The organism is Mesorhizobium sp. M1399, from assembly GCF_040317735.1.
GTDB lineage: Bacteria > Pseudomonadota > Alphaproteobacteria > Rhizobiales > Rhizobiaceae > Mesorhizobium.
The window spans coordinates 72,348-85,525 of record NZ_JAMYKZ010000008.1; the positions used below are offsets into that span (position 1 = coordinate 72,348).

At 62.4% G+C, this 13,178-nt stretch carries 15 protein-coding genes and 1 tRNA gene; 9 read left to right on the forward strand and 7 right to left on the reverse strand.

The window, feature by feature from the left end:
* The first annotated feature begins 130 nt into the window (after positions 1 to 130).
* The 5 genes from NKH05_RS15420 (at position 131) to NKH05_RS15440 (ending at position 4,676) form a co-directional block, all read left to right on the forward strand.
* Entirely contained in the window at positions 131 to 784 is a 654-nt protein-coding gene (locus NKH05_RS15420; protein WP_023720781.1) for a TetR/AcrR family transcriptional regulator, read from the forward strand.
* A 23-nt stretch (positions 785 to 807) separates the two neighbouring features.
* Positions 808 to 1,827: a ketol-acid reductoisomerase gene (gene ilvC / locus NKH05_RS15425; protein WP_352483016.1), complete on the forward strand. Its 1,020-nt coding sequence runs from the start codon at positions 808 to 810 to the stop codon at positions 1,825 to 1,827.
* A 238-nt stretch (positions 1,828 to 2,065) separates the two neighbouring features.
* The gene (locus NKH05_RS15430) at positions 2,066 to 3,043 is read left to right on the forward strand and encodes a DUF3592 domain-containing protein (RefSeq protein ID WP_352483017.1); all 978 of its coding nucleotides are present in this window, start codon (positions 2,066 to 2,068) and stop codon (positions 3,041 to 3,043) included.
* Between the two features lie 495 nt (positions 3,044 to 3,538).
* Positions 3,539 to 4,060 carry a hypothetical protein gene (locus NKH05_RS15435; protein WP_352483018.1) on the forward strand — a complete coding sequence of 174 codons (522 nt, stop codon included), beginning with the start codon at positions 3,539 to 3,541 and terminating at the stop codon, positions 4,058 to 4,060.
* Positions 4,053 to 4,676 carry a hypothetical protein gene (locus tag NKH05_RS15440; protein ID WP_352788440.1) on the forward strand — a complete coding sequence of 208 codons (624 nt, stop codon included), beginning with the start codon at positions 4,053 to 4,055 and terminating at the stop codon, positions 4,674 to 4,676. Before NKH05_RS15435 ends, NKH05_RS15440 begins: the two co-directional genes overlap by 8 nt.
* Positions 4,677 to 4,687: 11 nt before the next feature.
* Here NKH05_RS15440 and NKH05_RS15445 read toward each other — a convergent pair whose 3' ends face one another.
* Both NKH05_RS15445 and NKH05_RS15450 read right to left on the reverse strand, forming a co-directional pair.
* Positions 4,688 to 4,972, reverse strand: a complete 285-nt coding sequence (locus NKH05_RS15445) for a PilZ domain-containing protein (protein ID WP_352483022.1) — start codon at positions 4,970 to 4,972, stop codon at positions 4,688 to 4,690.
* Positions 4,973 to 5,147: 175 nt separating this feature from the next.
* On the reverse strand, positions 5,148 to 5,735 hold the full coding sequence (locus tag NKH05_RS15450; RefSeq protein ID WP_352483023.1) for a BA14K family protein: 588 nt from the start codon (positions 5,733 to 5,735) through the stop codon (positions 5,148 to 5,150).
* 187 nt (positions 5,736 to 5,922) lie between these two features.
* On the opposite strand from NKH05_RS15450, the gene NKH05_RS15455 reads away from it, so the two are divergent.
* Both NKH05_RS15455 and NKH05_RS15460 read left to right on the forward strand, forming a co-directional pair.
* The gene (locus NKH05_RS15455) at positions 5,923 to 7,035 is read left to right on the forward strand and encodes an endonuclease/exonuclease/phosphatase family protein (protein ID WP_023720773.1); all 1,113 of its coding nucleotides are present in this window, start codon (positions 5,923 to 5,925) and stop codon (positions 7,033 to 7,035) included.
* 7 nt (positions 7,036 to 7,042) lie between these two features.
* Entirely contained in the window at positions 7,043 to 7,771 is a 729-nt protein-coding gene (locus NKH05_RS15460; RefSeq protein ID WP_023720772.1) for a hypothetical protein, read from the forward strand.
* On the opposite strand, the gene NKH05_RS15465 is transcribed toward NKH05_RS15460, so the two are convergent.
* From NKH05_RS15465 to NKH05_RS15480, 4 genes are all read right to left on the reverse strand, one after another.
* A complete protein-coding gene (locus tag NKH05_RS15465; RefSeq protein ID WP_023720771.1) occupies positions 7,768 to 8,010 on the reverse strand; it encodes a hypothetical protein in 243 nt (80 codons plus the stop codon). The genes NKH05_RS15460 and NKH05_RS15465 overlap by 4 nt on opposite strands.
* 113 nt (positions 8,011 to 8,123) lie before the next feature.
* On the reverse strand, positions 8,124 to 9,341 hold the full coding sequence (locus tag NKH05_RS15470) for an ABC transporter permease (RefSeq protein WP_352639668.1): 1,218 nt from the start codon (positions 9,339 to 9,341) through the stop codon (positions 8,124 to 8,126).
* 2 nt (positions 9,342 to 9,343) lie between these two features.
* Positions 9,344 to 10,051: an ABC transporter ATP-binding protein gene (locus NKH05_RS15475; protein ID WP_352495192.1), complete on the reverse strand. Its 708-nt coding sequence runs from the start codon at positions 10,049 to 10,051 to the stop codon at positions 9,344 to 9,346.
* A gap of 2 nt (positions 10,052 to 10,053) precedes the next feature.
* A complete protein-coding gene (locus tag NKH05_RS15480) occupies positions 10,054 to 11,346 on the reverse strand; it encodes an efflux RND transporter periplasmic adaptor subunit (RefSeq protein ID WP_352639666.1) in 1,293 nt (430 codons plus the stop codon).
* Positions 11,347 to 11,457: 111 nt separating this feature from the next.
* Here NKH05_RS15480 and NKH05_RS15485 point away from each other — a divergent pair, with 111 nt between their 5' ends.
* Entirely contained in the window at positions 11,458 to 12,363 is a 906-nt protein-coding gene (locus tag NKH05_RS15485; RefSeq protein WP_352788435.1) for a PhzF family phenazine biosynthesis protein, read from the forward strand.
* 344 nt (positions 12,364 to 12,707) lie between these two features.
* Positions 12,708 to 12,783, forward strand: a tRNA-Lys gene (locus tag NKH05_RS15490).
* An 88-nt stretch (positions 12,784 to 12,871) separates the two neighbouring features.
* On the opposite strand, the gene NKH05_RS15495 is transcribed toward NKH05_RS15490, so the two are convergent.
* Positions 12,872 to 13,066, reverse strand: a complete 195-nt coding sequence (locus NKH05_RS15495) for a hypothetical protein (protein ID WP_353025649.1) — start codon at positions 13,064 to 13,066, stop codon at positions 12,872 to 12,874.
* Positions 13,067 to 13,178 lie beyond the last annotated feature (112 nt).

Genomic DNA, 13,178 nt, shown 5'->3' on the forward strand with positions numbered 1-13,178 from the left:
CATGGAGCAAGCTACAGAAATAAGGCTTGCGCCGGGTCGGGCAATACGCCATAAAGCCGAACCGTAACGTACGGTACGCGGTCGAGTTCGTATCTGAACTGCGGGTGAGTTCGCCTCCTGAGGAAAGACTGTGTTGCACGCTGTGACCGACATCGACACCAGCGAGACGCTGACGGAGCGGCAGAAGGCCGTGCTCGACGCCGCCCTTCGCCTGCTGGTCGAAGAGGGCGATCAGTTGACCATGACCGCCGTGGCGCGGCGGGCGAGCTGCTCGAAGGAGACGCTCTACAAATGGTTCGGCGATCGCGACGGGCTGTTGACGGCAACGGTGCAATGGCAGGCGTCCAAGGTGCGGGTAGTGCCGGTCGACCGCAAGGGACTCGATCTTGCCTCGCTGACGGCGAGCCTCGAACGCTTCGCTTCGGACTGGCTCAGGGTAATTTCGAGCGACACCTCGATCGCGCTGAACCGGGTGGCGGTCGGCCATGCTAGTTCGGGGAAGGACGATCTCGGCGCCATCGTGCTGGAGAACGGCCGCTTCGCGCTGGCCAGGCGGCTGAAGCCGGTGCTGGAGGCAGGCAAGGAAGCTGGTTTCCTCGAGTTTTCCGACGCTGAGATGGCTTTCCGCACCTTTTTCGGGCTGGTCGCCCGCGACGTGCAGATCCGCCTGCTGCTCGGCGACCGGCTGGAATTGACTGATGCGGCGATCGGCGGCGATGCCGTCCGGGCGACGCAGCAGTTTCTCGCTCTTTACGGGGCAAAAACCGGGCCGCAGGGCCTCTGAATTCAAAACGGGAAGGAAGAAAAATGCGTGTCTATTACGATCGCGACGCCGATCTCAACCTGATCAAAGGCAAGAAGGTTGCCATCATCGGCTATGGCAGCCAGGGCAGGGCGCATGCGCTCAACCTCAAGGATTCCGGCGTCAAGGATATCGCCATTGGCCTCAAGGCCGGCTCGGCGACCGCGAAGAAGGTCGAGGCCGACGGGCTCAAGGTGATGAGTGTGGCCGATGCCGCCAAATGGGCCGACCTGATGATGATGGCGACGCCCGACGAGCTGCAGGCCGACATCTACAGATCAGAGATCGCGCCGAACATCCGCGACGGCGCGGCGATCGCCTTCGCCCACGGCCTCAACGTGCATTTTGGCCTGATCGAGCCAAAAGCCTCGGTCGACGTCGTCATGATCGCGCCAAAGGGCCCGGGCCACACGGTGCGCGGCGAATACCAGAAGGGCGGCGGCGTGCCGTGCCTGGTCGCGGTCAACCAGGACGCTTCGGGCAATGCGCTCGATTTGGCGCTCTCCTACGCCTGCGGCGTCGGCGGTGGCCGTTCGGGCATCATCGAGACCAATTTCCGCGAGGAGTGCGAGACCGACCTGTTCGGCGAGCAGGTGGTGTTGTGCGGCGGTCTGGTCGAGTTGATCCGCGCCGGTTTCGAGACACTGGTGGAAGCGGGCTATGCGCCGGAAATGGCCTATTTCGAGTGCCTGCACGAGGTCAAGCTAATCGTCGACCTGATCTATGAAGGCGGCATCGCCAACATGAACTATTCGATCTCGAACACCGCCGAATGGGGCGAATACGTCTCGGGTCCGCGCATCATCACCGCCGAGACCAAGGCCGAGATGAAGCGCGTGCTCAAGGACATCCAGACTGGCAAGTTCACCTCGGAATGGATGCAGGAATACCGCGCCGGCATGTCGCGCTTCAAGGGCATCCGCCGCAACAACGACAGCCACCAGATCGAGGAAGTCGGCGCCAAGCTGCGCGCGATGATGCCGTGGATTTCCAAGAACAAGCTGGTCGACAAGGCCAAGAACTGAAGGAAATCCACGTTCGTTTCGTTACGCGTCCTCGGGCTTCGCCCTGCGGGCGCGTGGGAATTTCCAAGAACAAGCTGGTCGACAAGGCCAAGAACTGATCGCAATTTCATTGTCGATCAAGAAAGCCGGCGGAGCGATCCGCCGGCCTTTTTGCGTTGATTTCTCAGCAGGCGCGCTATTCCCGCTGTCGTGGTATGCGTGTGCAGGGCATGGCACAAAATGGCCAAGGGGGTGAGCGTTGGAACTCAAATTTCTGTTGGTCGGGTTTGCCGGCGCGGTTGCCGGCATGCTGTCCCTCGTCACCTTGCTGAAGTGGTGGGAGGTGAGGGCGGTCAGCCGCTGGTCTCCGACGCAGGGAAAGATCATCTCGTCGCGGGTCGAGGCTCGCGAGGTGACCAGTTCGGGATCCGGTTCGGACAGCAGAGGGTCGACCGAGATGCGCAACTTCCCGGCGATCACCTTCGAATACAAGGTGAACGGCAAGAAGTTTCGCAGTTCGCACTACAGCGTGCAGGAGAACCTTGGAAACTTTGCGGTGGCGGAAACCCTTGCGAAATTTCCAAACGGGGCCGGCGTAACCGTCTTCTACAATCCGGCCGATCCAGCCAAGGCCGTGATCGAACGCACCATGCCCGACGGTTCCTTCAAATTCATGGTCCAGCTTTCGGCCGGGTTGGTGGTCGGCGCGCTGGTATTGGTCTTCTCCGTTGGCGGCGTCCTGGAAGCGATCCGGCCGTTTTTGCCCAAGCCGCAGAACCTCGGCGCCGCGGCCCTGCTGCTTTTCATGGGATTGTTTGTCCTGCGCATGGGCTTTGCCCAGAAGTCACTTGCGGAACAGGCGGCCAAGTGGCCCATCACGGCAGGACGCATCGACGCCTCGGGCCTGCAGAAAGTCGAGACCCGCGACAGGTCCGGAGGCGGCTATCGGCCTTGGCACACAGTTTTCAAATCCCGCATCGTCTACAGCTATAGCGTTGCCGGCCAGCGCTACGCCGCCGATCGCATCGCTTTCGGCGCAAACGTGACGGCGTCGCTGCCGAGCCTCGTCAGCGGTCAATCGCAGCGCTACCTCGAGGGCGACAAGGTCGAGGTCTACTACGATCCCGCCAATCCGGCTGCAGCCGTTCTCGAATGCAGGGTGCGTGGGCTTTGGCTACTGTGGATCTGCGCCGCTGGCTTCCTTGGTGGAGCCGCGCTTCTGGTAGGCGTAATCTGAAGCTGCTGTTCTAGATGCTGCATATCCAGCGGAAGAAGGCACCTGTCGTCAGCATCTGACAAGAACTCCGCTGTCGAAGCCAGGCCAGGTCAATCTCACCGTCGTGCCATTGCCAACGATATGGACGAGACGCGAGAACGGCTCTTCGATCGTGGGATCAGAACCGTAGCATTGGCTGGCCCGCGCCACCCAGCCCGTGGATATCTTGCGAAACGTTGCGTGTTCGCAGCCGAAAGCAGGAACCGACAGTGCCTCAGGGTACAATGTGTAAACAGTCTGGCGTTGAACATCCGCGACGGCGGTACAGTTCGATCTGTCCCGGGACCATGTGCCCACATAGGGTTCCGTGGCAAAGGCGCTGCCGCACGAAAATGTTAAGATCGAAATGAGCATCAAGAGATTTCGCATCATCGATTTCTTTCTTTCGACCGGGCCTCGGGCCATGCTAAAGCATCGATGCTTAAACTTCACAATGCTGCTGCTCCAGGGACTCAAATGATCATCCGCAAAGCAGCAGCTATTTTTCTGAGCATGCTGAGCCTGTTGCAAGCAGCGAACGCGACAGAATGTTCGCTCAGCCACGCGACCTATCGCGAGCCGCGTTCGGGAGCGACGATACAGTTCCGGCCCATCGACCGCGAACCGGCCGCGCTGACGACAGAGGTCTTTTCGCTGATCGTGCCCAATACCCCCATTCGCCTGCCATCGGACATCACCTGGACCAATGGCAAGTACTCGTTTCCTGTGGGGACGATTCGGCACACCTGCAACGACGACGATCGTGAGGCGGGTCTCGAGGACGGCACCGGGCTGTGCAGAGTGTGGGATGGGCAGGTCTATGCGTTCAACGCAGGCGGTGCCGAGCAGTTGAGCTCCCTCGAAGCCTCGCCGGCACCAACAGGGTTGCTGCCGCCTGACTTTGGCGCGATTTTTACCGAATGGCCCGATTTCGCCAAAGCCAACCCCGATGGTTCAGCCTGGGATGCCTTTACCTTGCCGGGTTGCAGCGATGAATAGCAAGAGACTGCCGGCCTGCATCTGCGCCCTGCCGGTCCTTCTGGCCATGGCCATCGGGGCGCGTGCCGACCAAAGCAAGCCGTCGCGTCCGCCTGTCGACAAATGCACCTGGGAACGGCTGGCGGACAGAGATGTCGGGCTGGCTGCCTGGGTACAGCGCTGCGATTTCGGATTCCGCCAGATCCATTTCGAGCTTGGCGGCAATGCTCTTGCCATCAAATACAGCGATGGCGGGCCGGCCGATCCCGTCGTCGAAGTCTTCGATATGCTGCCGGGCGAGGCCGCTGGCGCCGCGTTGCAGCGAATATACTCGCAGAAGACCGAGAAGGCTGTCAGCACACGTTGCGTGCTCATGCCTTACACCGAAGGGGTCACGCCCACGGGCACCCTGCGGTATGTCTTCAGTCCCGATGCCGTTTATCTCAGTGAATTGAAAGCCGTTGCAGACCCTGACGAGGTCGGCGAACCGCCATGCGGCGAATGGGGCGAAGCCCCGGACGGCATTCAGTATTTCGAGGTACAATCACCCGAGCTGCGAAAGCTTCTGTTCATTCGCGTTGGCCAGGAGGAGCCGCTGTTTGACGAGCAGACACTGCAAGTCCTGCCACCCGGATAGGGCCGGGAACCTCAACCGTAGTGCCAGCTGGGCTTTGGTTCGGTGCCGGTGAACATCACCCCAATTCGGTCCTCGCGGCGCCAGCGGACCTCCGCCTTGTAGGCAATGCCGTCGGTTGGAACGTAGAGCAGGAACTCATCGGGCACGCGCGCGTCGATCGAGACCTTCAATTCGGCACCGCCGGCATGCATGTTGCGCAGCGTGCATGTGACCTCGGAGTTGGTCATGCCGGTCAGGATCGCCGCGCCCTTCAAGACGCGCTGCCGGCGTTTGTCCCTCTGTTCGTCCTCGGCCATCGTACGCAATCCAGCGATCTTTCGCGTCTCGGGCGTTCTGATCGGGAGGATTATTAGACCTGGCTGATAAAAATAGCGTTATCGCTGGTGGAGGCTGGACGATTTTCGCGATTCCTGGCTGAAAGAAAAAGGCGCCGCGAAGCACGGCGCCGAATGATGCTTGTTGTCGGCCTGCTCAGCTATAGGGCGAATAGCATTGCTGGCGCGGGCCGTTGTAGGGCTGGAACGTGTTGTCCCAGGCGCGGTACGACCGGTAGCGATTGTAACACCATTGGACATGCGCGCTGGACAGCCGCTGTGTCCGGTAATAGCGCCGCGGTGGCGGCGCGTCGTAGTAGTTGTAGTTGTTGTACAGGCTGCCAAGGCCGAGCCCCAGGCCCAAGCCAAGAATCGCGGCGCCCGCACCACCATCATCATAGTAGCCGCCACGGTAATGGCGGCGATGATGGCGCCTACGCCAGCTGTCGTCCCAGCCGCCATTGTCCCAGTGTCTCGAAAAATGACGGCCGCGGAAATTGTTGGACCGCCATCTCCAATCATTGTCGCCGTGCCATTGCCGAAAGCCGCGATGGCGCCAACGCCAGATCTGCCTGTCGTTGCCGCCTGCCCAATCTTCACGAATTTGCACGATGTCGGCGGCATTGCCCGCCACCGGCAGCAGGGGTTTGGGCATCGGCCCGGCAAGCGAGGGGGCCGAGAGGCCGGCTATCAGACCGAGGGCCATCAGCCCGGATCTGACGGAAGATAAAAAGAGCGGTTTCATCGCACTCTCCTAAGATTCAGGCCCCACGCCCAGAATACCCAGGGAAGAGCCCATTCATGGAACTTTCCATCTGAACGGAGGATGAACAAAAAAGGTTCCATCAACCATGACGAGCGCGCGGTCAATCGGGGCCGCCTGGGTTCTACGCCCTTGTTTTCGAGCGCGCTTGCGGGCAAAGGTCAAAGCCATGTCGCTGCGCCTTGCCACATTCAACGTCGAAAACCTGATGAACAGGTTTGATTATTCCGGATACCGCAATCAGCTCAACGAAGATCGCACGCTGGCGCTTTTCGACATCCAGAGCGAGGCCGAATACAAGATGCTCGAGCAGGCGCGGGCGATCGCGCAGTCTGACGACACGCGGCAGTTGACGGCACTGGCGATCGCGGCCACCCGCGCCGACATCATCTGCATGCAGGAGGTCGACAATATCGAGGCGCTGAGGGCCTTCGAATATGGCTATCTGTTCAAGATGGTGGGGCAAGGCTACCGGCAGAAATACACCACCGCCGGCAATGATTCGCGCGGCATTGACGTCGCCGTGATGATGCGCAACGAGACCGCGCAGGGCCAGCCGATCGAATTCGTGCGTATGACCAGCTACGCCTATGTCACGTTCGAGCAATTCGGGCTGCACACGGCGGAATTGGCAGCGCTTGGACATCAGGCCAATGAACGCATCTTCCGGCGCGACTGCCTGGAAATCGATCTGACGGTGGCTGGCGCGCCGTTGACACTCTATCTCGTGCATTTCAAGTCGATGGGCTCTCCCCGCAACGGCCTCGACGGCCGTGAAGCAACAATGCCGCTGCGCATCGCCGAGGCGCAAGCGGTGCGGCGGATCATTGAGGAGCGCTTCGGCAAGGACCATGCCGCCGACAAACGCTGGGCAATCTGCGGCGACATGAACGACTACCGGCAGCGCGTGAAGATTACCGGCGATGCCGTCGACGGCTATCGCTTCGAGGTCATCGACGAGACCCGGTCCTGCATCGACGTGCTCACTGCCGGCGGTTTTTGCGAAAACGCGGTCGAGCGGCGGCCGGAAATGGATCGCTGGACTTTCTATCACACGCGCGGACCGGAAGAGCGGCATCTCTGCCAGCTCGACTACATCCTTTTGTCGAGGGCGCTAGCCAGGCAGAACGCCACCGCCGTTCCCGATATCATCCGCAACGGCCAGCCCTGGCGGACCATATTTCCGGCAGGCCAGGAGGTCGAGCGCTTTCCACGCGCCGGGTGGGACCGGCCTAAGGCATCCGACCATTGCCCGGTAGCAATTGCCCTCGACATGGCGTGAGACACGCGTGAGTTTCGACCTGCCGCGCAACGTCATCCTGCCGGTCGATGCCATCGACGTCAGGCTCGATCCCGGCCCACATCCGTTCGAGCGCGATAATGCCGAGGCGATCGCCGCAAACTGGCGGCGTGAGACCGCAGCCAAGCCGGCGCTTTTTGACGGCACCGTGGTGCTGCTTTCCGCTCTCAGCTATCGCGACAATCGCCTCGTCGGCCGCTGCCATGCGGTGCGTTATTCGACCTTCATGCTTTGGCGCAGCAATAGGCAGGTGCCTGGCGCCGAACATGCCTACGCGCACGCCATGCTGGTCGCCGGCGACAACGCGTTGGTGGCGATCCGCATGGCGCCGCATACGGTCAATGCCGGGCGCGTCTACTTCGCCGCCGGTTCGTTCGAGCCAACCGATTTCCACGACGGCCTTGTCGACGTCGACTTCAACATGATCCGCGAGGTGCGGGAAGAGACCGGCCTCGACCTATCAGGCGCGGCACGCGGCAGGCACCATTACGCCCTGTCGACGGCAAGCGGCACGGTGATCTTTCGCCGCTACCGCGAGACGGCCTCCGCCGACGACCTGGCACAGCGGATCAGCGCTTTCGTCGCCGCCGAGTCAGAGCCTGAAATCGAAGGCCCCGTCATCATCCGCAATGCCGCCGATCTGCCGGACGGGCTGATGCCGCATATGAGACCGCTGATCGAATGGCACTTTGCGAGCGAGCAAGGCTTCCGACTCTAACGTCGTAGCCTGCCTTCAATAGCCTTGCGGTCGTTGCGGGCGGCGACAAAATACAACAGCACGCCGAGACCCAGGAGCGCCCCCATCGCCGTTCCCATCGTCTGCCCAATTACCTGCTGGAAGTCAGCGGTGACGCGATCGGGATTCTCCATCCCATAAAGGATCAAATTCCACCAAAGCCCTGCCAAGGCGGCTTCGACGATCACAATCGCCAGAGCCAGTCGCGCTTTCTTGCTCATCCATTGTTCCCCCTTAGTCCCCAACAGCATTGTTATCATTGCAGAATGTGCTGCGACAAGGGCAGGTTGCATAAAAAATCGGCAGCGTCTGGAGGCGACACTTGCTGCAACGCCTACTCATGTCTCAGCGCGTCGATCGGGTTAAGCCGCGCGCCGCGCAGCGCCGGGAAGAAGCCGAACACCATTCCGATCAGCGCGGAGAAGCCGACCGCAAGCAGGATGACCGCCGGGCTTGGCGCAAACGGGATCGTCAGCGTCAGCGAGGCAAGGCCGGCAAGCGCCAGGCCGATCAGGATGCCGATGATGCCGCCAAGCAGCGACAGCACGGTTGCCTCGACCAGGAACTGGATGAGGATATGCTTTTCGTGGGCGCCGATGGCGAGCCTGATGCCGATCTCGCGCGTGCGCTCGGTTACCGACACCAGCATGATGTTCATGATGCCGATGCCGCCGACGAGCAGGCTGACGCCGGCGACGGCGCCGAGCATGCCAGTCATGGTGGTGGTCGCGCTGGCCATGGCATCGGCGATCTGGGTCATGTCGCGGATCGAGAAATCATCGTCACGGTCGGGCGTGATGCGGCGTGTGTCGCGCAAGATGTCCTCGACGCGCTGCTGCAGCACCGTGGTCAGCGTACGGTCGTCGGCGGCGACATAGATCGAGTCGATGTCGCGATTACCGGCAATGCGACGCTGATAGGCGGCAAGCGGCATCAGCACGACATTGTCCTGGTCCTGGCCGAAGCCGGTATAGCCCTTCGGTTCGAGCAGGCCGATGATCTTGCAGGAGGTGCGGTTGACGCGGATGATCTCGCCTTCGGGATCGCCGGCGCCGAAGAACTGCTGGCGCACCGTCTCGCCGACGAGGCAGACGCCGGTGCCGGAGCGGGTTTCCGAATCGCTGAAGGGGCGGCCCGAGACCAGCTTCCAGTCGCGGGCATCGAGATAGGCGCTGTCGGTGCCGGTGACGCCCGAGGTCAGGCTTTCGGTGCCGAAAATGACGCGCACCTGCTTTTGCGACGCCGGCGAGATGGCGCGCGCGCCGTCCAGGTGCGCGACAAGCGCGACGAAGTCCTTGTCGGCAAGAGGCCGGACCACCTGGTCGAGCCCTCCCGGGCCGCCGGGTCCGGCCGGCCGGCCGGAACGAATGACGAGCAGGTTGCTGCCGAGCTTGGAAATGTCGGACTTGACCTTCTCGGTGGTGCCCGAGCCGATGGTCAGCATGGCGATAACGGCGGCGACGCCGATGACGATGCCGAGCAGTGTCAGGAACGAGCGCAGCACGTTGCGGCGGATGGAGCGGAGCGAGAGGCGAACGGTTTCCCAGATCATGGCTAGGCCATCTCGAGATTGGCTGTGTCCGAGGCGACATGGCCATCGAGGAAACGGATCGTGCGCTGCGCACAGCCGGCAACATCGGCTTCGTGCGTGACCATCGCGATGGTCAGACCGAGCTCGGTATTCAACTGCGTCAGGAGCTCCATGATCTCGTGCGTGCGGGCGGTGTCGAGATTGCCGGTCGGTTCGTCGGCGACGAGCAGCGTCGGCCTGGTGACGATGGCGCGCGCGATCGCCACGCGCTGCTGCTGGCCGCCGGACAGCTCGGCCGGCGTATGATGCTCGCGGCCGATAAGGCCGACCTCGGCAAGTGCCTGCATGGCCAGGCCGCGGCGCTCGCGGGCACCGACGCCGCGATAGATCAGCGGCAGTTCGACATTCTCGGCCGCCGTGGTGCGCGGCAACAGATTATAGCCCTGGAAAACGAAGCCGACATAAAGATTGCGCAGCTGAGCACGGCGGTTGCGGTCGAGACGGCCGGCGTCGATGCCTTCGAAGCTGTAGGTCCCGGCCGTCGGCGTGTCGAGGCAGCCAATGATGTTCATGGCCGTCGATTTGCCCGAGCCGGACGGGCCCATGATGGCGACGAATTCGCCGCGCCTGATGGCGAGGTCGACGCCGGCCAGCGCATGCACCCGGGCTTCGCCCTGGCCATAGCTTTTGCAGACCTTGTCGAAGCCGATGAGGGTCGCGCCGGATGCCACGATCAGCTCCTCTGCTGCGAGGCGGTAATGACTTGCGCGCCTTCCTCGAGGCCGGAAACGATCTCGGTCAGTTCGCCATCTGTCGAGCCGACCTTGACGTTGACCGGATGCGGCCGCCCATTCTCCAGCACGTAGAGCGTGCGCGAGCCGTCGGTGGGCTTCGTCGCCGCCTGGCGCTGGCGGTTGCCTCCGGGGCGTCCCATGCGGCCAGTGAACAGGTCGGTGAGGCTCCAACCGCGCTCCGCCGTCTGCGCCGGCCGGTAGCGGAAGGCGATGGACGGCACGGTTAGCACGTTTTTGGCCTGCTTGGTGACGACCGAGACGGTGGCGGTCATGCCGGGCCGCAACAGAAGCTCGCTGTTGTCGACATCCAGCCTTGCATCGTAAGTGACGACGCCGTCGGTAGTGACCGAGGCATAGGAAATGTCGCGGATTTCGGCGTCGAATGGCCGTTCAGGGAACGCATCGACGGTGAAGCGCGCATGCTGGCCGGGTTTGACGGCGCCGATGTCGGCCTCGTCGACCGCAGCCTTCAGCTCCATGTTCTTCAGATCCGCTGCGATGACGAACAGCACCGGCGCCTGCAGCGACGAGGCGACCGTCTGGCCGGGGTCGACCGAGCGCGTCAATATGATGCCGTCGATGGGAGCGTAGATGGTGCTCTTGGCAAGATCCGTCTGCTGCGCCTTGAGATCGGCATTGGCCATGGCGAGGTTGGCTCTGGCGATATCGAGCGCCGCCTTCGAGCGGTCGCGCGTGGCGGTTGCCGCTTCAAGCGACTGGTCCGTCGCCATGCCGCGCTTGGTCAATTGCGCCGCGCGCACCAGGCCCTTTTCGTTTTCGGCCAGGGTCACGGTGGCGTCCTCGACGCTCGCCGCCGCCGCCTTGGCGGAGGCCTGGGCGCGCTCGATCTGGACCTCCAGCTTGGCAGTGTCGAGCGCGGCCAGCACATCGCCCTTCTTCACCAGCTGGTTCTCGTTGACCGAGACCGAGCGGACGACGCCGGAGAGTTCGCTGGAAATATCGACCTGGGTGAGGGGCTGCAGCGTGCCAGTAGCCGAAACCGCGACGGTAAGATCGGCCATGGCAGCCAGTGTCGTGGTATACTCGATCTTGGCGGGCGAGCCCGCGTACCACTCATAGCCGGCAAAAGCCGCGGCGACGGCAAGCAGTGCGAACACTGCGTAAAGCCAACCGCGACGGCGTTTTGTCTTCAGGCCCTGGTGGTCAAGCCCGAGCGCCGTCTCGATGGCGGAAGTGGAATCCGTCTTTGGCAGATTGACAATCTGGTCCACGCCGGACCCCTATGTTCAGTGATGTCCCATCAGTGCACAAATCAGGCCTAATGGTTCAAAATTCAAATTAAATTTCGCTCATGTTGGGAATGAGGCAGAGGACTTACTGAAATGCAGAAGCGGAATTACTTGCTTTACGACGTATTCACCACCACCCGGCTGGCCGGCAATCCGCTGGCCGTGGTACTCGACTGCGACGGGCTGGACGTTGCGGCGATGCAGGCGGTGGCGCGCGAGTTCAACCTGTCCGAAACCGTCTTCGTGCTGCCGCCCGACAACCCGAAGCACCGGGCCCGCATCCGAATCTTCACGCCTGACTATGAAATGCCGTTCGCCGGCCACCCAACTGTCGGCTCGGCGATAGCGCTCGCCGAAATGGCGGGAGAGGCCGCCGGCATCTTCGTGCTCGAGGAGAATATCGGCCCGGTGCGCTGCGCTGTCAGCAAGCACGATGGTTCGACCTTCGCCGAGTTCGACCTGGCAAAACTGCCGGCGCAGCTGGAATTGTCGGCCGATCCCGAGGCGATCGGTGCGGCCCTTGGCCTTGGGCCGCACGAGATCGGCTTCGAGAACCACCGCGTTTCATTTTGGTCGGCTGGAGTGCCTTACGTGACCATCCCCGTCGCCAATCTAGAGGCGGCTGCCCGGATCAGGCTGGACAACCAGGCGTGGACGGAACTGGCGCCGCGCAAGAGCGAATGGGCCTTCGCCAGCCCCTATGTGTATTGCCGCGAGACGGTGCACCACGACAGCGCCTTCCATGTCCGCATGGTCGTACCCGGCAACCCTTCCTACGAAGACCCGGCGACCGGCTCGGCGGCCGCCGCCTTCGCCGGCGCGATCATGCATTTCGACCGGCCGACGGATGGTGCGTCGCAGCTGTGGATCGAGCAAGGGCTGGAGATGGGCCGGCCGTCGCGCATTCGCCTCGAACTGAATGTCGAAGGCGGCAAACTGGCAGCCGCCCGCATCGGCGGCCATGCGGTCAAGGTGGCGGAAGGCAAGCTGTTTGTCTGATCCTACCTTACGCTTCGTCTTCCTAGGGCGGAGCAGGAGCGAAGCGACTCGCGAAGACTCTGGGATCCATGCCGTGACCGGACGGCAACGCGCCGACGGTGCAAGCTGGACTTCAACTAGCCGCCGTCTTTCTGCTCATTTGCGGACGGATGCTAATCCGCGTCGCTGCGTTCTTCGACGACTGTCACGGCACGGGTCCCAGGGTCTGCGCTCCGCTTCGCGTTCGCTCCGCCCAGGGATGACGAGACCCCCGGTGCGATTTGTCGGGAAATGAATCCGGCAGGGCTGGACATGGCGGATGTCGGCGGCTATATGCCCGCCAACGCCGGTTTTGCCGGCCGAGTGGGTGCGTAGCTCAGTTGGTAGAGCAGCTGACTCTTAATCAGCGGGTCCACAGTTCAATCCTGTGCGCACCCACCAAAGATTTCAAAGACTTAGGTGGATAGACCCTGAGAACACAGGGAGAACGTGAGGCGCGAAAACCGCGCCTCACGCCCCACGTGGGGCTTTATGCCGCCGCCGACAGCCTGCCTTCCGCTTTGCGCAGGCGCTCGAGCGCCAGGTGCAGCAGCGTCACCATGGCGTCATTGAGGCGCAGCCGGTCGGGCGGCTCGGCCTCGAGGTGAAGAAAGATCAGGACATCGAGTATGCCCTCCGCTTCGCATAGGCTCAGTCCGATGCCGTTTAGATCCTCGTTTGTCACGTTTCATTTCCCAGTGCGTTAGGCTCACCGTCGGACCTCTCTTTCGGCCGGCAGCGCTATGGCTGGCCGCGCTTAAAACCTTGCGAAATACCGCCGCTTCTTCCCCGTCCAA